The organism is Qipengyuania sp. ABI-127-1 (assembly GCA_022953095.1).
Taxonomy (GTDB): Bacteria; Pseudomonadota; Alphaproteobacteria; order Sphingomonadales; family Sphingomonadaceae; genus Qipengyuania.
In genome coordinates, this window is the sequence record JALJCR010000002.1 from 612,452 (window position 1) to 635,328 (window position 22,877).

Below are 22,877 nucleotides of genomic sequence, written 5' to 3' on the forward strand. Positions count from 1 at the left end.
CAATCAGAATGTGATGCTGGCCGAGGCGCCAAAGGTGCGACCGATGATATCGTACGTTCCCAGCAGCGCATTGAAGGAAGTGGTGGAGGCTGGTTGCGGCAGTTCTCTATCGAACAGGTTCCGGATCCCAAGATTGATCACGAGACCGTTGAAGTCTGTATCGACTTGCAGGTTCAAGTCGAAGTAGTCGACAGCCCCGATTTTTTCGCTCGGATCAAGCGCGTTCTCGACTTCGCCGATCCGACGCCAGACGAGCTGCAGCATCCCCATGTCGCCAGCGAAGGTCGCTGCTGCGCGATGACGATAGGCTGGTTGCACCAGGCTGACGGCGTCCGACGAGCAGGCGAAACCGAAGGTCCCTTTACAGTCGACCGGATCGAGCACCGGATTGCGCTGGATCGAGTAGTCAGTAACGATCGTCCCTTGATACCCGAGTCTGAGACCAGTAGCCAAGCCACTGGAGGACAGATCGATCTGATAGTTGACGTCGATGTCGAAGCCGGACTGTTCGATAACCCCAAGGTTGCGGTCGTTTACGAACGCATCGTCAATGACGCCTGTCACCGGGTCGCGAGAGATCGCCTGGCAGATCGGATTATCCGCGACCGGATTATCGATGTAGCAGCTCTGCAATGCATCGACCGGCTGGATCTGACCGACGGCGTCTGTGATGCGGATGTCGTAGTAGTCGAGGATAATCTCCAGTCCCGACGCGAATTGCGGCGTGATAACTGCGCCGATGGTGTAGGTCCGCCCGTTTTCCGGCCCGATATCGGGGTTGCCGCCGAAGAAGTATTGTCCGGTGAGATTGGCCGGATCCAGACTATCATACGAACCCTGCGGCGGAGCGCCGAAACGATCGCATTGGGCCTGGTCGCCGGTACCCAACACACAGGGGTCGCCAAGGTAGCGCGGCTGGAGCCTCGGCACTGTCCGCAGGAGCGAGAAGGGGATCGAGAAAACCGGAGCGGCGAATTCGCCGATATTCGGTGATCGAACCACCGTCTGGCGGGTTCCGCGGAAACGGATGTTGTCATCGACCTGCCAGGAAATTCCGAGCTTGTCAGTGTTGCCGACATCGGCATTGGAGAAATCGGAGAAGCGGATTGCTCCCTCAATGGTGAGATCCTCGAAGAAGGGCTTGTCGGCAAGGATCGGAATGAGCACTTCGGCATAGACCTCGCTGGCGTCGAAGCCGCCGATGATAACGCCGCCCGTGCTGCCACGGTAGGTCAGACCGTTGACCAGCGCCGCCTCGTCACCCGTCTCGAGGGATTCATCGCGATACTCGTAACCCACGGCGAAGCGGACAGGGCCCGCCAGCAGCTCAAACAGTGCCGAGGAATCGCCCGACAGGCTGAAGGCTGCAACCGTCTGTTTGCGGTCGCGGATTTCCTGGACGAAATTCGCCCCAAAACCGGAAAGGTCGGCACCCGGACCGAAGATGTCCACACTGTTTGCGATCGCGGCAAAGCGGCTGCCGCCGGTGCTGTTGACCCGCAAGGCATCGCCAGTCGTGGTCGTGTCTTCTTCGACCCGGCCGTGCTGGATATAGGCATCGTAGCGCAGCCAGTCTGCCAACGGACCGCGCAGCCCGACCTGGTACTGGGTCGTGGTGCGCTCGGTCGCGGCAGTAAGGATGCCAAGCTCTCCCAAGGTGCGCTCGACGCCCACTTCTGCCTGTCCGTTGACGAAGGTCAGGCGTGAACGGATGTCGGCAGTCAGGAACGGATTGGTTTCGCTGATGAAGACCCGATCGTTCACCGTGACAGGATTGTTGCCTGCGCGGCCCGCGCCCACGGTATCGACTCGCGTGTACATCGCGCGCCCATAAATCTCGGCGAATGGCGCGATTTTATAGTCGAAGAAAGTCGCGACATTGATGCGCTCGAGCGGCTGGATCGCCGGGTAGAGATCCGAGAAATCCGACGTTTGACGCGTTGTTTGCAACACTCCGCTCTCGTCGAAGGCAAAGAAGTTGCCGCTCGCAATATCGGTGAAATTGCCGCCGGCGCCTGCGAGCGTCGAAGTGGTGTTGTCGGCGAGGTAATCGCGGTCTCCAACCAGCAGATCGCCGCGATTGGTGTAATCGGCATAAAACACGATTCCGCCCCGATCACCGAGATTGGCGCCCAGCGAAATATTCGTGTTGTAGGTCTGAAAGTCCTCGGCTCCCTCCCAGCTGCCGCCGAGGCGCAGGCCCTCAAAGTCAGTGTCGACAATGAAATTGACGACGCCCGCAACAGCGTCAGCGCCATAAACCGCCGCTGCGCCTCCAGTTAGCACATCGACCTGCTTGAGCAGCGGTGCGGGAATGCTGTTGACGTCGACCGCATTCCGAAAGCTGAACGGAACCATTCTAGTACCATTCAGCAGGGCCAGCGTGCGATTCTGGCCGAGGTTGCGCAGATCGAGTGTCTGCGCTCCCCGTCCGTCACTTCCCGTTTGGGTAGAGTTGACGCCTCCGGCGAACTGCGGAATGCGGACACTGATGTCCTCGATCGTAACCGCGCGGTCGAGCTCGATCTGTTCCTGGTCGAAAGAGGTGACCGGGCTCGTAGCTGTCAGTTCTGTACGCTGAATGCGGGATCCAGTGACTACGATAGTCTCGCCTTCTTCGGAGTTCTGAGCCTCAGAGGTGCTGGCGGAATCCTGCGCAAAGGCGGTGCCCGGCAGGGTCGCCACGGTGCTGGCAAGAATCGTTCCGGCGAATAATTTGGCAGTTGATCTCATGGGCACTCCCCTCAGTGAACCTATATATTACCACTTTGTAACCTCTTGGCAACCCACATGCAAGAAACGTGGATTGTGAAGAGGTGAAGGATTTTCACACACGCAGAAGCCAACCTCGGGCGAAGAGCGCGCGATAGAGGAGCCACTGGATTGCTATGAGTGCGCACAGTCCGGCGATTTCTACCGTGAAGGGAAATTGCGCGAGCGGCGCATAGAGCGGATATACAAGGAAGCGGGCGACCATATAGGCGAGGATCGCGTTCGCTCCGATCGGCGCGAGCGCTTCGCGCGCCTTACCCAGCACGGATGGTGAGGTTTCCTGGTCGAATGCCAGGCGAGCGATGGCAAGCATCAGCAGGCACGAGCCGATCGCAACAAGATTGAAGCTTATGGTCCACAGCGACTTGATCAGCGGATAGGCGGCCCCGAGCATGCCTCCCGCTAGTCCGATCGCTACGCCGGAAAGCCCAAGCGATAATGGCTTTCCGGCACAGTTGTTCGATACGATGGCAGCCCCGGCACCCGCTCCGGCAAGGGTAATAAGAGAGGCTGAGAACATGCCGAGCAGACCTTCGGGATCGTATGATCCACCGTGAAGCCGGCCGGGCAGAACGAGCCTGTCGATGTAGCCATTGACGCTTGTCTCGGGCGTAAGGGCACCCGATCCGATACCGGGGATCGGATAAAGCAGCTGAAGCCCTGCAACGATTGCCGCGATGGCGATCGCAGTTGCTATCCGCCCGCTGCGGTCACGCACCAGAATAAACGTCGCCGCCGCAATGAAATAGCTGACCCCGATCAGACCGAGAACGCTCGGGATCCGCAGACGCTCCCACGACCAGTCCCATCCGAAATTGTAGATGATGCCAAGGAGTAAGAGAATCGACGCGCGGCGCGCCGCTGACGCAAGCCGCCGACTGCGCGAGAGTGCCTGAGAAGATGGTCGGGCATCGACGATCGCAAGCGAAACGCCGGAAAGAAAAATGAAAAGCGGGAAGACCAGATCATAAAGATGGATGCCGCTCCACTCGGCATGATAGAACTGCTCGGAAAACCAGGCCATGGGTTCTATCGGCCATGCCCGTGCGGACGCGTGGATCAGGGCATCGAGACCGATGATCACCAGCATGTCGAGACCGCGCAAGGCATCGACGGACAAGAGACGAGGCGACCGGTCGTTCAATGGCGAAGAGCCAGCATTTCGCCATCGATCCAGCTTCGGGTGATGCGCAGTTTGTCATCGAGATGAAGCAGATTGGCGCGTGCTCCAACAAACAGTCCGCCCAGGTCGCGCTCCAACCCCATGAAACGCGCCGGCTCGGCGCTCGCAAGTCGTGTCGCCCCGGCAAGGTCCAGATCCAGCCAGTCGATTGCGTTCTTCACGGCATCAATCATGGTCAAGGCCGATCCAGCCAGGGTGCCGTCCTCGGCCAGGCAAACTCCATCCCTGATCGCAATGTGACGACCTGCGAGCTGAAAGTGGTCGAGATCGGTTCCCACCCCCGGCATTGCATCGGTGACGAGACAGAAGCGCCTGTCTCGCTTCGCGCGGATCGCAAGGCGCAGCACTGCCGGGTCGACATGATGTCCGTCGACGATAAGTCCGCACCATGCAGGACCCTCGAGGGCAGCCACCACTGCACCGGGCTTGCGTGACTCGACACCGGTCATGGCATTGAAAAGGTGCGTGTAGCCCGTCAGGCCATCGGTCTCGGCCTGTCGGGCTTCGGTATACCCGGCCAGCGAATGCCCCAGCGCGACGCGCACACCGCGGCTGGTGAGTTCGCGGATGTGACTGCGCTCGACCTCCTCGGGGGCAAGCGTGACGAGAATGGCGCCATTCGGCAGAGAAGCGAACAAGTCGATCGTCTCGGCATCGAAAGAGCGGAAATGCCGGGCATCGTGAATGCCACGCTTGGCCGGGTTGAGCATCGGCCCTTCGAGATGAATGCCGACAATGCCCGGCACTCCTTCGGTGATTGCCTGCTCGACCGCAGCGATCGCAGTCCGAACCTTGTCGATGTCATCCGAAATCAAAGTTGGAAGCATGGCGCAGGTACCGAATGGTCGATGCGCTTTGGCCATCTTGCGCAAGGTCGCAACCGAAGGCGCGTCGTTGAACAAGACACCGCCACCTCCATTGGCCTGGATGTCGAAAAAGCCCGGGATCAGATAGCCGCCGTCAAGCTTGAGGTCTGCAAGCCCCGGCGCCGTTCCACTTCCCGGCGCGATTGCGGAAATCCGGCCATCTGCGATGTCAACCACGCCCTCATGCCACTTTCCGTCGGACAGAAGTGTGCTCGCGCCGGTGAGTCTCGTCATAATGTCTTCGTCACTTTGCTGAGCGATGGCGGATTGTCAGGGTCCAGGCTGCGGCGCCGCGATAATTCTTCGGCAAACTGATAGAAGGCGGCGGCCTGGGCGACTGGCTGCGTCAGGGGATGCCCGGTGCGAACAGTCGGCAATGCCATTACGCCTTCGACATTCACGAGGCTGCCGAAGACTGCGGGACCAAACGCGCTCAGTGAACGGGCTGCCTCATCCAGGCTGCTACGCGCTGCGTCTTCAGATCCGAGCACGATGACCGGCGAATCTGCGCCGACAGCAGCTTTTGGACCGTGATGCACCTCGGCTGCGCTGAAGGCTTCTGCGTGAAGGCCTGCCACTTCTTTTAGTTTGAGCGCCGCTTCGGCTGCAATGCCCAACCCTGTACCGCGGCCGATGACGAAAGCGCGCTGCGCATCGCAAAACTGTGAGACGATCCGATTTCCCCATCGCTCGCCGGACCCGAACCTGAGCTGCTCTGGCAAGCGGTCGAGGGCACCTGCAATCCCAGACGAAGAGGTGATGGCAGCGATCAACCGGACAAAGGTCGTCAACGTGCACAGAAAGGACTTCGTCGCCGCCACAGCGTGCTCTGGGCCAGCATGCATGTCGAGCACGATGTCCGCTGCTGCGGCAAGCGGAGATAGCGGATCATTGACGATGCCTACCACCAGCGCGCCGCCCGCCTTTGCCGCTTGCGCGGATCGCAAAAGGTCCGGACTTTGCCCGGATTGCGACACGGTGATGAAGAGCATGTCATCAAAATGCAGCTGCGTTTCGTACACCGAAGCCTGCGATGGCCCAAGCGAAGCGACGGGCCGACCGGTCGCCTGTTCCAGCGCATACTTACCGAAAAGCGCAGCGTGATCGGAGCTGCCCCGCGCGCAGGTAATGATCGCGCTCGGTGGCGACGCCAGCCACCACCTCGCGAGCTCTTGCAGCGGTGCGGCCAATGCCTCGGCTTGCAGCGCGATCCGATCGGGAGCCTCGGCAGCCTCGCTTGCCATCCGCGTCTGGGCCTGCGCGATCATCTCCTACCCTCCGGCACGGGCGCGCCCGGACGAGCGACAACGCTTGGAGCACCTGAAAGCATCAGGGCACCGCTCAACGCGTCGCCTTGCGGTTCGACCAGCATCTCGCTTGTCCGGGCGCGCAGCCATGGCCGCAAATGCGCCGACAATCCGCCCATGAGTGAGCATCTCGGCGCGCCCTTTTCGAAGATTGTCTCGATGAAACGCTCGATGTGCCGAACCGCCTCGATCACGATCGAGCGGGCGATGTCGTCACCGCGCTCGGCATAGGAAATGACTATTGGCGCAAAGGCGGCAAAGTCGCCCGGCGTCGCTGTCTCCATCCATTCGATGACCGCGACGGTGCTGTCGCCGAACTGACCGGTTACCGCATCGCTCAAGGGTGTCGACCGGGTGCGCCCATCGAGCGCCCGCAAGGCATGGCGGACTGCGCTCAGTCCAAGGGCAGCGCCGCTCGCCTCGTCAGAGATCGGGAAGCCATAGCCGCCCATGGTATCGATTTTGCCACCGACCCGCAGGTAGGCGATGGATCCGGTCCCGACGATCAATATTGCTCCGTCCTCGCCAGCATGGGCGCCTAGGTGCGCGATTTCGGCGTCGGACGCGATCGAGACCTGTGCAAAAGGCCATCGGTTGCCGACGAGCTGGCGCGACTGGCTGGCGCGCGAGAGGCCTGCGAGACCAAGACCGAGGCTCACCGCACCAATCGCATCCCCTGACAGTCCGGCTTCTTCGATGGCTCGCTGAGCAATGTCGAGCGTCAACTCTTCGACCGCCTCCACACCGATGCGAAGATTCCCCGGACCCGCCAAAACCCGGCTTAGTTCGCGGCCCTTGACATCGACCAGACTGGCAAGACTCTTAGTTCCTCCAGCATCAATGCCGAGCCAATACCGCACGTCTTGTCCTGCGCACTCGATTGGACGATTGTTTGCCATCTCGTTCATCCTGGTAAACTGATCTTCCCCATCGATATCGACGGCATGCCTGCAATCCGGCCGTCGGCGATCCCGCGCCCGGCGATGGTCTCGTTGGCAAGCACTGCAAACAGAACAGCTTCCTTGGCATCAGGATCGATGCCAAGCTCATCGGTGGTGAACACCTGGTGGCGGTGGGCAAGTTCGCGACGGATATTCGCCATGAGTGTGGGATTGCGGGCGCCACCGCCGCTGACATAGATAGCCGCGTCCTCGGCTGCACCGAGCGCATCGATTGATGAAGCGATCGAGCGCGCCGAGCACAAGCTCAGCGTGGCAAGCAGGTCTACAGTTTGTGCCGCGCTATGGCCAGACCGGCTCGCCGCTGCATCGAGCCACGCCAGGTTGAAAGTCTCCGGACCGGTTGTCTTGGGCGCGGGTCGCGCGAAAAAGGGATCAGCCAGAAGGTGCTTGAGCAACTCTGGTAACACCGTGCCGCGCGCCGCCAGCGCCCCGTCAGCATCGAAACGCATTGCCGGAAAATGACGCTGCACGAGCTGGTCCATAACGGTATTTCCCGGCCCGATATCGGTGCAGGAGGACCAGCGCCCTTTTGCCTTGCCCGGCACGAAAGTCAGATTGGCAATTCCGCCGATATTGAGCAGGATATGGTCCTTGCTGTCCTCGCCAAACAGCAGGTAATCGCCATAGGCTGCAAGCGGCGCACCTTCGCCGCCCGCTGCAATCTGCTTCTGCCGGAAATCATGCACAGTAATGATCCCGGTGCGATGGGCGATGTGGTCACCATCACCCAGCTGCAGCGTGGCATTGACCCCAGGCATCTCATCACCAGCAGAGCCTGGCGCGTGATACACTGTCTGGCCGTGGCTCGCGATCAGATCGATACTGCTCGCCGGACGCTGCCATTCCTCAAGCGCCGACAGGATCATGTCAGCATGCACCTGCGCGACGAAAGGGTTGAGCAGACAAAGCCGTTCGAGATCGATCGACCGCTTGGCAAAAACCTCACCCACGCGGCCGCGGAAATCGTCGCTGTAAGGAATGGTTGTGAAGGCATCGAGCGTTAGACACGTCGCTTCGCCCGCCCCTTCGACGCGGCACAACGCAATATCCAGACCGTCGAGCGAGGTCCCGCTCATCAGGCCAACGATATGGCGTTCAGGCTTGGCAGCAATCCGCGCGAGCTTGGCGATATCGTCAAACATCGAAAACGAGGCCGCGATTGAGGATATTGGCGGGGTCGAGCATACGCTTCAGCCTGCGCATCAATTCGATCTCGCCTTCGCTTCGCGAGACATGCAGCCAGCCCTTTTTCTCTCTGCCGATCCCATGTTCGGCCGATACAGCGCCGTCGTAGCGCGAGAGGTTCAGATAGACGGCCTCATCTGCTGCCTGGCGAACATCATCGGGGTTTGAAGTTTGAGCTTTGGGCGTAAGGAAAAGATGGAGATTGCCGTCACAAAGGTGTCCGAAGACATGCATCTCGCCCTCGGGAAAACGCTCTGCGAAAGAGTGCATGAGATCGCGGATGTAATGGTTCACGGACCGCAGCGGCAGGCTGATGTCGTAGAGAAAGACAGGCGATGCTTCGAGAATGCGCTCAAAATCGTCCCTGACCTTCCAGAATTCGAGCCTTTCGCGTTCGGAGGTGGCGACAGCGCCATCGGCAAGCGTGCCGGCCTCAAGACTACGCTCTAGGAGCGAGACCAGGCCGTTCCCACCACCGGATTCATCCGCGACCGCTTCGATCAGGGCGTAGTAAGGCGCACCGGGGGCGATCGGAGCCCGATGTCCTCCGTCACCGGTTACAGCATCGTAGTAACTGCCCCACATGACTTCAAAAGCAAGCAAGGTGCTGGTGAGGTGTCTCCTGGCATGTGCCTGAAGCGTTAGCACCGCATCGAAACTGTCCAACGCCACGAGCGCAACTTCTCGACCAGAAAAGCTGGGTTCTAGCCGAAGGACGACCTTGGTTACGACACCGAGAGTGCCTTCGCTGCCGATGAAGAGCTGCTTGAGGTCATATCCCGAATTGTTCTTCAGCATGCGGTTCATCGAAGAAACCACCTCGCCGGTCGGGAGGACAGCTTCGAGCCCGAGCACCAGATTGCGCATCATGCCATATCGCAGAACGTTCACCCCACCAGCATTGGTGGCGACATTGCCCCCGATCGTGCAGGTTCCGCGCGCGCCGAGGTCAAGCGGCAGAACCATGCCCTTTTCGGCAACCGCTTCCTGGAGTGTCTCGAGAACCACGCCGGCTTCGACGATCGCTACACCCTCGACACAATCGATCTCGAGGATGCGGTTCATGCGCTCGAGCGAGAGGACGATGTCATCAGCCTGTCCGCGCACACCATCTACGCAGGTAGTCCGCCCGCCATGAGTAACGACGGTTTGCGCACTCGAAGAGGCCCGACTGAGGAGTTCGGACACCTGCTGGGTTGTCCGAGGCCGTGCGAGCGCGCATGCCTGAAGAGGGGATGCATCCCAGTAACTGGTCTGCCGCAACCGAACTTCGTCGGCATCGAGCCAGGCAAGATCGGGCAGCGCCGCGATCAGGTCTGCCACAGAGCTCATTGGTGCAGGTCCGAGACGAACTTGTATCGATCTCCGCGATAAACAGACCGGGTAAGCTCGACGATATCGCCCTTGGCGTTGCGCGTGACGCGTTCGATTCTGAGAACTGCGCTTTGCTCGGCAATCGACAACAGCCCGGCCTCGGTCGGCGTCGCAAGCGAAGCATGAATACTCTGCGTGCCCCCGACGGGTCGGTTCCCGAGAGCTTCGAATGACCTGTAGAGTGAGCCTTCGATCTGCTCGACCGGAGGCAGGAACGTCTTCGGGACGACTGCATGCTCTATTGCGAGCGGCTCTCCATCGAGCAACCGCACACGCCCAAGTCGGACCACCTCGCTGTCACGGCCAATGCCGAGGATATTGGCCTCGTCCTCGGTCGGGCGGGCAATCGCCCGCATGATCCAGATGGTACCCGGCGTCCCGCCGCGGGCCAAAGCCTCGTCGCTGAAGCTCCCCAGCGCGTCGTTCTTGGTCTCGATGACGCGATTGACAAAGGTTCCTGATCCCTGCCGACGCGAAAGCAAACCTTCGGAGATCAATTCAGCAATGGCCTTGCGCACGGTAACACGGGATGCGTCGGTCAGGGCGCACAATTCACGTTCGGACGGAACAGCCTCACCTTCGCGCCACTCGCCTGCGATGATGTGCTGCTTGAGATTGGCAGCGATCTGAAGATAGAGCGGAGTAGAGCGGGTCCGGCCGGGTGCAAGGTCAAGCGCCATTGGACACTCCCTCAGATTGTCGCAACAGGAGGGACAAGGCCAACCCGACACTGCCGCCGGACTCGTCAAGTGCCAGCTCAGCTTGCGGACGCGCAAACCCTGCCGCGATCAGGATGGCCATGGGCAAATCATTTCCCGCGCGTGCCAGCGCCTGCCGGCTCTCCTCGGCAGAAACAGAGGCAATCGTTGAGATGATGTCGACTGCACGCTGGCGCAGTTTTTCATTGGAAACTGACATATGCGTCATCAGTCCGAGATGGGTTCGGCCGAGACCGACCATCATGCCCGTGGAAAGTGTGTTGAGCACAATCTTCTGCGCTGTTCCGGCTTTCATGCGAGTAGAGCCCGCGATGAACTCAGGTCCGGTTTCAGCGCAAAGCGCGATTTCCGCAAGGGCAAGCAAAGGCGTTTGGGGCTGGTTGGCGATCCCGATGGTCAGTCCGCCTTGCGCGCGCGCATGCTCGATCGCGGCGCATGTGTATGGTGTTCTGCCGCTGGCTGCGACGCCGATCACCACATCATGCGGAGTGATCTCACAATCCGAAATCTCATTGATTGCCAATGCAGCATCGTCCTCCGCAGCCTCTGAGCTTTCCACCAGTGCGCTCTCCCCGCCGGCGAGCAGGAATTTCAGGCGCTTCATCGGCCAGCCATAGGTCGGTGCGAGCTCGACTCCGTCCTGAACCGCTATGCGTCCAGATGTGCCGGCTCCTACCAATATAATACGACCGCCCTGCTTCAGGCGCGGCACTGCTTCGGCCACCGTCTCCGCAATCAGCGGTGCAAGAGCTTCGGTCGACTGCGCCGCCTCCACCTGTCCGGCAAGCATTTGCGCTATGTCGCCGTTGATCTGCTCAGGCAAACTGACGCCGGAGTTGCGTTGTACGGGTCTCGTCATGCCACCATTCTAGCGCAAACCCCTGCCATGGCAATACCTGTATTATATTGGTAATATTTTTGCTGGCCTGGCTTTCTTGATGTTTCATGTCTCACGCCGATCGGCTCGATTGCAATGTGAGAGCCGGAGAGGCGCGACCAGAATGCTTCGCTATTTCCCGCGGTGTCTCTGGCTGCAGGACTTCTACTTATGTGCTTGGGTATGGAGTTGCTAACACGGGTCCAGCGCACCTGAGGCTTGAAAGCGCACCAACAAGAGACCGTCGTTTCAATGCTCTACGGAATTAGTGGGATCGAGGATAGCGCCACAATTGCGTCGTGGATGATCTCACTGCCCGCCTTCAGCCTGTCGTTAAGCCCAGCACAACCCGTCCAGGGGGGAGACTGAAAATCGCCTGCCCCCGTTCCTTGGTGTACGCGTCTCGGGCCTCTTGCTCGTCTTTCGTTTCAGGAGTGATGAACTTCGCGACGCATACTTCGAGCACGCCAGGAACGACCGAGCGAAGATGTTGGTGTATGCGCGCGAAGTTCTGCCAGTGCTAGTTGCTTGTATTAACTCTGAGGCCAATCTGATCGGCGCTGAGTTCCCCGCTTTCGACCCGCTGGAGTGCACGTTCCCCGATCATCTCGAAGGTCGTGTCCGGTTCTCTATCCTTCGGCGACTTTCCCATGGTCGTCGGTAGGAGTCCGAACCACCGGTCGAGAGAAGTCGCGTGCTCCATAGTGACCTGAGAGAACGGCGTGCCCTTGGGCATTGCCTTCTCTAGTAAAGACCGCCACCCAGCGGATGTCGCGCAGGGTCGAGTCCTGCACCATCTCGCGCTGATGCTTGTCATCCTCGCGATGCGCCAGACCGCCGAACTTTTCGCTGATAAACACCTCGGCGAATCTGGTCGGCGCCATTGCAGCATACCGCCGCTGCTCTGCAGTGAGCGGCGACGCCAAGAGGGGCGACGCGCCGGGAAACTGGCTAGCGGGCCGGGTCGCGCCTTCGGGCGGCATGACCGCCTTCACGAACGAAGTCGCAAGGGATGCGAGCTTGGCGAGACCGTCGAAATCGGCATTTTCCTTCACACGTCGGGCTGCCTCGGCGCGCGCCCGGGCGATCACATCCACTGCAACCGGTATGCTGACCGCGTTGCTGGGAGCGCCAGCCTGCTCGAGACGCGCCTGCGCGGTCAGCCGAAGCGATTCCGGCAGGTCTTGGTGATCGCGAAGCAGATCCAGCACACGACATTGCATGTCGTGGTCGAATTCGGAGAAATGCTTTTCGACGAAGTCCCAGTCGCGGGGAACGCCGAGCCCTTCGTCGGCAATTCCTTTCCAGAGCGACTGGAACATCGCCAGATCGTCATCGCGGTTGGAAACCTTGCTCCAGACCGAGTGCGCCTTCCAGGCGGCCTCGAGATGGACGAGCTCGTTGCGGTAGCTGCGCACTTCTTCGACGAAGATCGTGCTTATGGACTGCTCGTCCAATCCTAACTGCGCGACGTTATCCCGGAAACTCATCCTCAATCTCTCACTGTAAGCGGTCATCGCCGCAGCACGTCTGCGGGCGCTGTCCAGCTCCTTGGTGAAGAGGCTGAACTCCAAGCTTATGAGTCGAGACTCCGAAAAATCCAAACAGGTGAGTGAAATGGTCCGACGCCACCAGTAGACAGCGCCGCGGCGTTTGAGGTTCTGAACGGGTGATCGGGGCATATGGGGCAAGCCTTTTTCGGCCTGCTGTCACCCCTGCCTTGGGACAGCTGGTTGGGACAGTTGCTGGGGACAACTGTGAATTCGCATTTGGGAAAAGCACGGATTTCCGTGCCTTTCGGCTGGTTTTGAGGTTAACTGGCTGGGGTGGCAGGGATCGAACCTGCGAATGTCGGTACCAAAAACCGATGCCTTACCACTTGGCTACACCCCAGCAGGTGCGCGCCCCTATAGCGTGTCCGGCGCGGAAGGGAAGGGGGTGGGCTCGGATTGCATGCGTCGTTCGGCAAGCTCACCTTCGAATCGTGCAATCGTCCGCCGGTCGAGCTTGTAGAAGAACATCGCAACGCCCGCGGGAATGATGATCGCGGCGGGCACTATCGCGAAGGCGAGGTCGATACCGAACTTCGCCGAATCGGTCTGCACAACCCCCGTCTCGAACCCGGTCAGCGCGAACAGCATACCCGGCAACGCCGCCCCGACTGCCACGCCGGTCTTGATCGCGAAAACCGCGCCGGACACGGCGAGGCCGGTCATCTGGCGACCCGTCGACCAGTCGAGATATTCGGCAATGTCGGTGAACATCGAATAAGCGAGCATCATCATCATGCCGAGGCCTACACCGACGAACACTTGCGCGATCGTTTGCGGCCAGATCGCGTCGAGCGGCATCAGATGGAAGATCGCAATCGCAGCGACTTCGAGCGCGCCGGCGAAGATCAGCAGACGGGCCTTGTCGAACCGGCGCGCCATCGAGGCCGCGAAAACGACTCCGACCAACTGGCCCACTGCGAAGGCTGTGTAGAAGAGGCCGATCCTGTCGAGAAACAGGAAGATCGGCGTGCCATCGTCGCCCGCCACATAGCGGAACCAGAACAGTGCACTGCTCGCGCGCGAGGCGAGGGCTACCGGGGTCAGCATTGCAGCGACGGCAACGGCTATCCAGGCTGGCGTGCGGACGAGCAATCTCACATCGTCGCGAATGCGCCCATTGGTCCGGGCCGGTGGAATTCTCTCTCTGCTCGAGGCGAATGCGATCAGCAGCGAGAGTGATCCGGCGCCGGCGATAAGGAACATCGTCAGCATGATTCCGCGCCGCTCGTCTCCCGCGCCCAACTCACGTACCAGCGTTGTCGCGATAACCGCCACCGCCACCACGGCCAAAGCGGAGAAAACCATGCGGTAGGCGGCGAAGGACGAGCGTGTATCGGCGTTGGGCGACACCACCCCCATCAGCGCCGAATAAGGCACATTGGTCGCGGTGAATGCGACCATCGTCAGCGTATAGGTCACATAAGCCCATACGAGCATTCCATTTTTCGACATGTCGGGTGCCGCGAAGATCGCCGCGCCGAACAGGCCGAACGGAACCGCGCCCCACAGCAGATAGGGGCGATAGCGACCCCAGCGGCTGCGCGTCCGGTCCCCGATCGCGCCCATTACCGGGTCGGTTATGGCATCGAAGAACTTCGTCAGCAGCAGCATGAGGCCCATCGCCGCCGGGCCAACACCGCCCAGCTCCACGAAAAAGTAGAGCAGGTAGATGTTGAAGAAGTTGATGTAGAAGGACGATGCGAGATCGCCGATCCCGTACCCGATCTTCTCCAGTCGCCCGGCGGCGGGGATCGGCTTACTCACAATTCGGTTCTCCCATGAAACCTATTGGGAGGTCATGGAAGGCGCGAAGTCAAGCCCGCGGCGGTGCGATCAATATCGCTTGCCTTCGAAATCTGCGGCCGAGTGGCGTTCGCGTAGCTGTTCGTCATCCTCGCCCCAGACTTTGTTGACGATGCGTCCGCGCCGCACTGCCGGGCGCTCGGCGATCTGTCTCACCCAGCGTTCCACATGCGTGTATTCTTGGATGGAAAGGAAGGTCTTCGCTTCACCATAAATCTCGCCGAAAACGAAGGGAGCGATCCAGGGATAGGCGGCGATATCGGCAATCGTGTAGTCCTTCCCGCCGAGGAATTCGCTGTCCGCCAGGCGCTCGTCGGCAACGTCGAACAGGCGCTTGGTTTCCATCGCATAGCGGTTGATCGGATATTCGTATTTCTCCGGGGCATAGGCGTAGAAATGGCCGAAGCCGCCGCCGATGAAGGGCGCGCTGCCGACCTGCCAGAACAGCCAGCTCAGCACTTCCGCGCGGCTGCGGTCGGTGGGTAGGAAAGCGCCGAATCTTTCGGCCAGATGCATCAGGATCGCACCGCTTTCGAACACGCGCACGGGCTCGCTGCCGCTGCGGTCGAGCAGGGCGGGGATCTTCGAATTGGGATTGAGGCCGACGAAGCCCGAACCGAACTGGTCGCCATCGCCGATATCGATCGTCCAGGCATCGTATTCCGCGCCCCCATGGCCCGCCTCGAGCAATTCCTCGAACATGATCGTCGCCTTCACCCCATTGGGCGTGGCGAGCGAATAGAGCTGGAAATCGTGCTGACCGACAGGCAGCTCTTTTTCCTCGCGCGCACCGGAAGTGGGGCGGTTTATGCTGGCGAAGCGGCCACCGTTCTCGGCATCGTGATTCCAGACTTCGGGCGGGGTGTAGGTAGGGTCGGCCAAACTCGTTCTCCTTTGGGCGGGATGGCTAGTTCACCCCGCCATTCGTCACAAGGTGGGGAACCGTGACAGCCATCCTACGGTTGTTCCCTACGCTATGACGAAGCTCATCTATGTCGACGACGATCTGCCCGGTATCACCCGGAAAGGGGCGGGTAAGGGATGGGCCTATTACGATGCCGAAGGTCGGCTGATTACCGATCCGCAGGAGAAGAAACGGCTCAATGCGATTGCGCTGCCCCCGGCCTATCGCGACGCCTGGTTTTGTCCGGCACCCAACGGCCATATCCTGGCGACCGGCGTGGATGCCAAGGGGCGCAAGCAATATCACTATCACCCCGATTTCCGCGCGGCGCGAGAGGGCGAGAAGTTCGATAGCTGTGTGACCTTCGGAAGCTTGCTGCCGCTGGTGCGCAAGCGGGTGGAAGACGATCTGCGGGGGCGCAAGCTCACTCGCGAGCGGGCGGTCGCCAGCGTTGTCCGCTTGCTCGATCTCGGCGCGGTGCGGGTCGGGAACGAGGGATATGCGCAGCGCAACCGCAGCTTCGGGGCAACCACCCTGCGGAAGCGCCATGCGGAGCTAACTGGCAAGACGCTGCGGCTGCGCTACAAGGGGAAGGGCGGCAAACTGCGTGAAGTAACCCTGTCGGATGGCAGTTTGACGCGGCTGGTACGCAAGATGCAGGATTTGCCCGGCCAGAACCTGTTCAAATATGTGGACGAGGACGGCGATGTCCAGGCGGTCGGTTCTTCCGACGTCAACGAATACCTTGCCGAAACCATGGGCGAACGATTTACGGCCAAGAATTTCCGCACATGGCATGGCAGCGTGATGGCGTTTCAGTGTCTGCTCGAAGGCGCGGGAGAGTTGCCGATCAAGGCGCTGCTCGATTGCGTCGCGGACAGGCTCGGCAATACCCCCGCCGTCACCCGCAAGAGCTATATCCATCCAGCCGTGATCGATCTGGTCGAACGGCAGGAAGAATGGCGCACGAAAACGCGCCTTCCGCGCGCGACCAAATGGCTCACCAGGGAAGAACGCGGCTTGATCGAACTGCTGCAGGAAAGCCCGGCCGCAGCGGACCTGCTCGCGGCCTAGCTCGCAGCTTGCATCTAGTATCCTTTAGGGATACCGAGCCTTCATGCATGTGGCAGGTGCCAAGATACGCGCCTTTCGCGAAACCCATGATCCGCCGCTTAGTGCGGGGGAATTCGGGACGCGCTATGGCGATCCGGAACCCTGGCCCAGCCGCACGGTCTACGGCTGGGAAGCCAGGGGCAAGATTGCCCGGGCCTCGGTCCAGAAACGCCTCGCCGATCTCGGGATTTGCGAGCCGGCGGACTGGCTCGAGCCCGCTTCGAAAAATTCCGACGAGAAAGGTCCCGCCCCCATGAGCGGCAGCGATATCCACCCCTTCTTCGACCTGCATACGCACGGCTTCGTGCGCATGGCGACGAGTACCCCGAAGGTGCGCACCGCCGATATCGCCTATAATGCCGAAGGCATCCTGGAACAGGCACGGATGGCGGATGCGCGAGCTGTCGATCTGCTGCTCTATCCAGAGCTTTCGCTGTCGTCCTATGCGCTTGATGACCTTCACCTGCAGTCGGCATTGCTCGATGCCGTCGAAACGCAGATCGAGGCGATTTGCGAAGCATCGCGTGACCTATCGCCCGTGCTTGTTCTCGGCGCGCCCTTGCGGCGTAATGGCCGGATCTACAATTGCGCACTGGTCGTGGCGCGCGGCGAGTTGCTCGGTGTCGTGCCGAAAAGCTATCTGCCGAACTACCGCGAATATTACGAAAAGCGCTGGTTCGCGCATGGCCGCGAATGCACCGGCTTGACGATCCGCTGCGGCGGGCGGGAAGTGCCTTTCGGCACCGACCTGATCTTTTCCGCCAGCGATCTGCCCGGCTTCACCTTCGGGATCGAGATTTGCGAAGATTTCTGGGCGCCCAATCCCCCCGGCACGCTCGCCGCGCTGGCCGGGGCTACGATACTCCTCAACCTGTCGGCCTCGAACATCACGATCGGCAAGTCGGATGAGCGCCATCTCCTCAGCCGGGCAAGCTCGAACCGTTCGGTCTGCGCCTATGCCTATTCGGCCAGCGGACATGGCGAGAGCACGACCGATCTCGCCTGGGACGGGCAGGGGATGATCTACGAACTGGGCGATCTGCTTGTCGAAAGCGTGCGGTTCGAGCTGGAGCCTGAACTGTGCATCGCCGATGTGGACACGCAGCGGATTCTGTCCGAGCGCATGCGGATGCAGACCTTCAACGATGCAGCCGAGGCGGCAGGGCGCCCGGAAGACTGGTATCGCCGCATCGAATTCGAGCACGCGGCATCGCGCGCCGACATCGGATTGAACCGTCCCGTCCGCCGTTTCCCGTTCGTGCCCAATCGCGCGCACAAACTGGATGAGGACTGTTACGAGGCGTTCAACATCCAGGTCGACGCGCTGATGCGGCGTATCCAGGCGACCAACCCCAAATGCCTGGTGATTGGCATATCGGGCGGGCTCGACAGCACGCATGCGCTGATCGTTGCAGCCAAGGCGATGGACCGGCTCGGTCGCCCGCGCACGGACATCCGGGGGTATACGATGCCCGGCTTCGCGACGTCCGAGGGGACCAAGTCCAATGCCTGGCGGCTGATGGACGCTTTCGGCATCGCTGCCGAGGAAATCGACATCAAGCCAACGGCGACCATGATGCTGGAGAATATTGGCCACGCCTTTGCCGATGGCGAGCCGGTTTACGATGTGACCTTCGAGAATGTGCAGGCGGGCTTGCGCACGGATTACCTCTTCCGGCTTGCCGGCCAGCATGGGGGCTGGGTCATCGGAACGGGCGATCTCAGCGAACTTGCGCTCGGCTGGTGCACCTATGGCGTGGGCGACCACATGAGCCATTACGGCGTCAATGCGGGCGTGCCCAAGACGCTGATCCAGTACCTCATCCGCTGGACTACGCAGACCAGCCAGTTCGATGAGGGTGTCGATGCCGTGCTGGCCGACATCCTCGACACGGAGATCAGCCCAGAACTGGTCCCGGCGGGCGCGGACGGGCAGATCCAGAGTACGCAATCGATCATCGGCCCTTACGAGCTCAACGACTTCTTCCTCCACCACACCATCCGCTGGGGACAGAAACCGAGCCATGTCGCATTCCTCGCCTGGCATGCCTGGAAGGACGCGAAATCAGGTCTCTGGCCGATAGACTTCCCGGATGATGCCAAGAACGAATACGATCTCGCCACCATCGCCAGATGGCTGGAAAACTTCCTCAGGCGTTTCTTCGGCTTCAGCCAGTTCAAGCGCAGCGCCTTGCCCAACGGGCCGAAGGTCAGCGCGGGTGGTGCGCTGAGCCCGCGCGGGGACTGGCGCGCGCCGAGCGATGCGGTGGCCGATACCTGGCTTGCCGAACTGGTGGCTGCCTTGCCCGATCTGGATGACTGACGATGCCGCTGCGGGCGCTGGTCATCATGATGCTGTGCAACGTCGTCTGGGCGCTCAACGTCGTTGTCAGCAAGATTGCCATCGCCGATCTCGGAACGCCGCCGTTGTTCTATGCGCTGCTGCGCTCGGTGATCATTGTGACCGTTCTCATACCGCTGCTGCGCCCACTGCCGGACAAGCTCTGGCAGGTGCTCCTGATTGGCCTCGCCATCAGCGGCGGGTCTTTCGCCTTGCTGTTCATGGGCCTCGCGACCGCAAGCCCTTCGGCGGCCGGGGTCGTCAGCCTGACCGGCGCGCCCATGACCGTGCTCTTCGCCATCATCTTCCTCGGCGAACGCATTCGTTGGCGGCGTGGGTTGGGGATTGGCTTGGCCTTCGGCGGTGTGCTTTTCGCCATGGCTGGGGACAACCAGATGGAAACGAGTACGGGCCTGTTGCTCGTGTTTGTCTCGGCGGTCGTGGGGGCGCTTGGATCGGTTTTCGTGAAGCGGCTCGATATATCTTCCATTCGTTTACAGGCCTGGGCGGCGGTCGCCTCGGTCGCTGTGCTGATTCCGTTGACGGCAGCGATTGAAGCCGGTCAGATGGTGGCCCTGTCGAAGGCCCCGTGGGCGCTCGCTGCCTGCCTGTTCTTCGCCGCGATCATCGTTTCGGTCGGGGCGCATACCGCCTACTATCGCCTGCTGCAGGAGCACGACGCCAACCTCGTCGTCCCGCTTACGCTGTTCACGCCGATTCTGACGATCCTGTTCGGAGCCTGGCTTACCGGGGACGCGATCGGCGAGCGACTGGTCATCGGCGGTGCCATTGCACTTGCCGGGGTGGCAATCATCGTGTTGCGGCCAAGCGAGACCTTTACTCGCCGCTTCCTGGTGCGGCCACGTTTCTGATCAGTCGAGTTTGACCGTCCAGCCGTGGGTGTCCTCGACTGCGCCCTTCTGGATGCCGACCAGCTTTTCGCGAATTTTGTGGGTCATTTGCCCGATCCCGCCGCTGCCGATCGTGAATTCGCCGTCGGGGCCGAGCACGGTGCCCACCGGGGTCACGACCGCGGCCGTGCCGCAGGCCATCGTCTCGAGAAGTCGGCCTTCCGTCGCGTCGGCGCGCCACTGGTCGATGCTGTAAGGTTCCTCGCGCACCTGGAGGCCTTCTTCGCGCAGCAACTGGATCAGGCTGTCGCGCGTAATGCCGGGCAGAATTGTGCCGGTGAGCGGGGGCGTGATGACCGTGCCGTCCGCGAACACGAAGAACAGGTTCATACCGCCCAGTTCTTCGATCCATTTCTTCTCGATCGCATCCAGGAACACCACCTGATCACAACCCTGATCGATGCCTTCCGCCTGTGGAACAAGGCTGGCGGCATAATTGCCGCCGGTCTTGGCGGCACCCGTGCCGCCGGGGGCGGCGCGGGTGTAGTTGCGGCTGACCCAGATCTTCACCGGCTTCGCGCCGCCTTTGAAGTAAGGGCCGACCGGGGAAGCGATGAGAATGTACTTGTATTGCCGTGCGGGCCGCACACCGAGAAAGGCCTCGGACGCGAACATGAAGGGGCGCAAATAGAGCGAACCGTCCGGATCGGAAGGAACCCAGTCGCGATCCTTCGCGACCAGTTGGCGGATCGATTCGAGGAACAGTTCCTCGGGCAATTCGGGCATTGCCATGCGCCGCGCGCTTTCGTTGAAGCGGCGCGCGTTCTGTTCGGGCCGGAACAGCGCAAGGCTATCGTCGCCCTGCTTATAGGCTTTCATGCCTTCGAAGATTTCCTGCGCATAGTGCAACACCGCCGCCGCCGGATCGAGGCTGATCGCCTCGCGCGGGCCGAGTGTCGCCTTGTACCAGCCACCTTTGTCCTCGTCATAGTCGATCACGACCATGTGGTCGGTGAATAGTCGGCCGAAGCCGGGATTTTCCAACGCTTGCTGGCGCGTTCCGGAAGGAACCGGGGCTGGGTGGGGAAGGTGCTCGAAATCCATGGATGCGCGGGTAATGGGTGAGGGCGCCAGAGGCAAGGAAGAGTCTTTTGTTCGGTGCGCTATCGGCATCCGTCGATAGCTTGCTGTTCCTTCCCGCGCCCCCTCCCGGCCACCCACGGCACGGTATTCTATGGGTGGTCGGGAGGGGGAGCGGGGCGGAATGGCCAAGGGAAGCGCGGATGCGCTTCCCGCACGCAACAATAAATTCCCAACAAAATGAGAAGGGCGACCCTCGCCCGTAGGAGGATCGCCCTTCGCATGGTCAGCGGCGGGAAGTGCCGCTCACGAAGTCTCTATCGGTTCTGCTTACCGATAGTACCTCGCGCGGAAACTTGCCGACCTCTCTGCTGAACCATGAGACATCGGATCACCTCCTTTCGCGCTGTTTAGAGCCAAAGTACCCCGTCTCCGGGGAACAAGACCGCGTTTCGCCGCTGATCTTGGATACCAATTTGTTGCCCTCAGCGCGCGAAAACAACCCTTGAAAAAAAGTTTTCCCACGTCAGAATTGGCGTTTGTGGCCCGGAGCATTCTCCGGGCCTTTTTCTTTGTTCGATCCGATCGGGATCACGAGGGGCGCCGTTTCGGGAATCGCATCAGCGGCAGTCTTCGATCACTCGGGTCACTTCGGCCCAAGGCGGCAGGTAGAGTGTAGACAAACCAGGAATTTCCACAGCGAATCGTCCACGGGTCAGCGCCATGGCATCGAGCAGCGGATCGGTCCGGCCGAGGTAAGCGGCGATGACCGGGCGCCCCGCTTCGTCGGGCGACAACCCACTCGTGTTCAGCATGCGATCGCTCGTTTCGGTGCGAATGGTCATCGCGGGTGTACCGCTGCCCGCGCCATGGCGGACCAAGGCAATCCTGGCATCGTCTGCCATACAGAGAATCGAAAAGACCGGCGCGCCCCGGCTGTCCACATATTGAGCCGAACCGTTTCCGCCCCGACTGCGGTAGGTCCATTCGCCCGGAGTACGCGCCTCGTCGATCCAGTTCTCCCTGGGAGGTGCCGGGGCGGCGGCGGACGGCGGAGGGGCTGTCTGCACCGGGGACGGCGTGGGTGTCGGCTTCGGTGCGGGGGTGGAATCCGGAGCGGGTACGCAGGCGGCGATGGTGAAGCTGAGCGCCAATGCGCCGCCGAATAGGAAATAGATCGGTTTCATGCCGCTTCAATGATCGCTAAGCGCCAAGTTTCCAATGCCGAAGAAGAAACGTCTCGATCAGATGCTTGTGGACCGCGGCCTCGTGGAGAGCCGCACGCGCGCGCAGGCGCTCGTCATGGCGGGGCTGGTTTTCTCGGGCGAACAGAAGCTCGCCAAGCCGGGGCAGCAACTTGCCGAGGATGCGCCGCTCGAGGTGCGGGGGCGCGATCATCCCTGGGTCTCGCGAGGCGGGATTAAGCTTGCCCATGCGATCGAACATTTCGGGCTCGATCCGGCAGGTGTCACCGCGATGGACATTGGCAGCTCGACCGGCGGGTTCACCGATGTGCTTCTCCAAGGCGGCGCGGCGCATGTATTCGCGGTCGATAGCGGGACCAACCAGCTCGCCTGGAAGCTGCGGCAAGACGAGCGCGTGACCGTGCTCGAACAGACCAGCGCCCGGATTCTCACGCCGGAGCTTATCGATCGGCCCGTTAGCTGGGTGGTGTGCGATGCGAGTTTCATCGGCCTCGCCAAAGTGCTCGAAGTGCCCTTGCAATTGGCCGGGCCGCGCTGCCGCCTGGTCGCGCTGATCAAGCCGCAGTTCGAAGTCGGGCGTGAAGAGGTGGGCAAGAAGGGCGTTGTCAGCGATCCCATGCTGCACGATCGGGTTTGCGGCGAAGTCCGCCAATGGATCGAAGGCCTGGATTTCGAGGTGCAGGGCATTGTTGAAAGCCCGATTAAAGGGCCGGAAGGAAATGTAGAGTTCCTCATTTCCGCCGAACGCGACCAAAGGCAGAATTGACGCTGCGGCACACTTC

Annotated in this window: 18 protein-coding genes and 1 tRNA gene; 4 read left to right on the plus strand and 15 right to left on the minus strand. The window is 61.1% G+C overall.

Annotated elements, in window-relative coordinates; genetic code table 11:
• Nucleotides 1-3: 3 nt before the first annotated feature.
• From MUY37_RS12445 to yghU, 13 genes are all read right to left on the minus strand, one after another.
• Entirely contained in the window at nt 4-2,733 is a 2,730-nt protein-coding gene (locus MUY37_RS12445) for a TonB-dependent receptor plug domain-containing protein (protein WP_499195659.1), read from the minus strand.
• Between the two features lie 94 nt (nt 2,734-2,827).
• Nucleotides 2,828-3,916 carry a hypothetical protein gene (locus tag MUY37_RS12450; protein WP_499195660.1) on the minus strand — a complete coding sequence of 363 codons (1,089 nt, stop codon included), beginning with the start codon at nt 3,914-3,916 and terminating at the stop codon, nt 2,828-2,830.
• Complete coding sequence (gene nagA / locus MUY37_RS12455) at nt 3,913-5,055, minus strand: N-acetylglucosamine-6-phosphate deacetylase (protein WP_499195661.1); 1,143 nt, start codon at nt 5,053-5,055, stop codon at nt 3,913-3,915. Before nagA ends, MUY37_RS12450 begins: the two co-directional genes overlap by 4 nt.
• A complete protein-coding gene (locus MUY37_RS12460) occupies nt 5,052-6,089 on the minus strand; it encodes an SIS domain-containing protein (RefSeq protein ID WP_499195662.1) in 1,038 nt (345 codons plus the stop codon). Before MUY37_RS12460 ends, nagA begins: the two co-directional genes overlap by 4 nt.
• Nucleotides 6,086-6,988, minus strand: coding sequence for a glucosamine kinase nucleotide-binding domain-containing protein (locus MUY37_RS12465; protein WP_499195663.1), 903 nt, complete (start codon nt 6,986-6,988; stop codon nt 6,086-6,088). Before MUY37_RS12465 ends, MUY37_RS12460 begins: the two co-directional genes overlap by 4 nt.
• Nucleotides 6,989-7,032: 44 nt before the next feature.
• A complete protein-coding gene (locus tag MUY37_RS12470) occupies nt 7,033-8,232 on the minus strand; it encodes an anhydro-N-acetylmuramic acid kinase (RefSeq protein ID WP_499195664.1) in 1,200 nt (399 codons plus the stop codon).
• Entirely contained in the window at nt 8,225-9,607 is a 1,383-nt protein-coding gene (locus MUY37_RS12475; protein WP_499195665.1) for an FAD-binding oxidoreductase, read from the minus strand. The genes MUY37_RS12470 and MUY37_RS12475 overlap by 8 nt, the downstream gene beginning before the upstream one ends.
• Nucleotides 9,604-10,329: a GntR family transcriptional regulator gene (locus tag MUY37_RS12480; protein WP_499195666.1), complete on the minus strand. Its 726-nt coding sequence runs from the start codon at nt 10,327-10,329 to the stop codon at nt 9,604-9,606. The genes MUY37_RS12475 and MUY37_RS12480 overlap by 4 nt, the downstream gene beginning before the upstream one ends.
• A complete protein-coding gene (locus MUY37_RS12485; RefSeq protein ID WP_499195667.1) occupies nt 10,319-11,227 on the minus strand; it encodes an N-acetylmuramic acid 6-phosphate etherase in 909 nt (302 codons plus the stop codon). Before MUY37_RS12485 ends, MUY37_RS12480 begins: the two co-directional genes overlap by 11 nt.
• A gap of 647 nt (nt 11,228-11,874) precedes the next feature.
• Nucleotides 11,875-12,819, minus strand: coding sequence for a hypothetical protein (locus MUY37_RS12490; protein WP_499195668.1), 945 nt, complete (start codon nt 12,817-12,819; stop codon nt 11,875-11,877).
• A gap of 244 nt (nt 12,820-13,063) precedes the next feature.
• A tRNA-Gln gene (locus MUY37_RS12495) sits at nt 13,064-13,138 on the minus strand.
• Between the two features lie 14 nt (nt 13,139-13,152).
• Complete coding sequence (locus tag MUY37_RS12500; protein WP_499195669.1) at nt 13,153-14,562, minus strand: MFS transporter; 1,410 nt, start codon at nt 14,560-14,562, stop codon at nt 13,153-13,155.
• A gap of 69 nt (nt 14,563-14,631) precedes the next feature.
• On the minus strand, nt 14,632-15,483 hold the full coding sequence (gene yghU, locus MUY37_RS12505; protein ID WP_499195670.1) for a glutathione-dependent disulfide-bond oxidoreductase: 852 nt from the start codon (nt 15,481-15,483) through the stop codon (nt 14,632-14,634).
• Between the two features lie 94 nt (nt 15,484-15,577).
• Between yghU and MUY37_RS12510 the strand changes: the two genes are divergently transcribed.
• From MUY37_RS12510 to MUY37_RS12520, 3 genes are all read left to right on the plus strand, one after another.
• Nucleotides 15,578-16,579 (plus strand): DNA topoisomerase IB, encoded by a 1,002-nt coding sequence (locus tag MUY37_RS12510; RefSeq protein ID WP_499195671.1) that lies wholly within the window; start codon nt 15,578-15,580, stop codon nt 16,577-16,579.
• A gap of 292 nt (nt 16,580-16,871) precedes the next feature.
• On the plus strand, nt 16,872-18,941 hold the full coding sequence (locus tag MUY37_RS12515; RefSeq protein ID WP_499195730.1) for an NAD(+) synthase: 2,070 nt from the start codon (nt 16,872-16,874) through the stop codon (nt 18,939-18,941).
• Nucleotides 18,942-18,943: 2 nt separating this feature from the next.
• Nucleotides 18,944-19,831 (plus strand): DMT family transporter, encoded by an 888-nt coding sequence (locus MUY37_RS12520; RefSeq protein WP_499195672.1) that lies wholly within the window; start codon nt 18,944-18,946, stop codon nt 19,829-19,831.
• On the opposite strand, the gene MUY37_RS12525 is transcribed toward MUY37_RS12520, so the two are convergent.
• Together MUY37_RS12525 and MUY37_RS12530 are read right to left on the minus strand one after the other, a co-directional pair.
• A complete protein-coding gene (locus tag MUY37_RS12525) occupies nt 19,832-20,914 on the minus strand; it encodes a branched-chain amino acid aminotransferase (protein WP_499195731.1) in 1,083 nt (360 codons plus the stop codon).
• Between the two features lie 596 nt (nt 20,915-21,510).
• Complete coding sequence (locus MUY37_RS12530) at nt 21,511-22,077, minus strand: hypothetical protein (RefSeq protein WP_499195673.1); 567 nt, start codon at nt 22,075-22,077, stop codon at nt 21,511-21,513.
• Between the two features lie 34 nt (nt 22,078-22,111).
• Between MUY37_RS12530 and MUY37_RS12535 the strand changes: the two genes are divergently transcribed.
• Entirely contained in the window at nt 22,112-22,861 is a 750-nt protein-coding gene (locus MUY37_RS12535) for a TlyA family RNA methyltransferase (RefSeq protein ID WP_499195674.1), read from the plus strand.
• Nucleotides 22,862-22,877 lie beyond the last annotated feature (16 nt).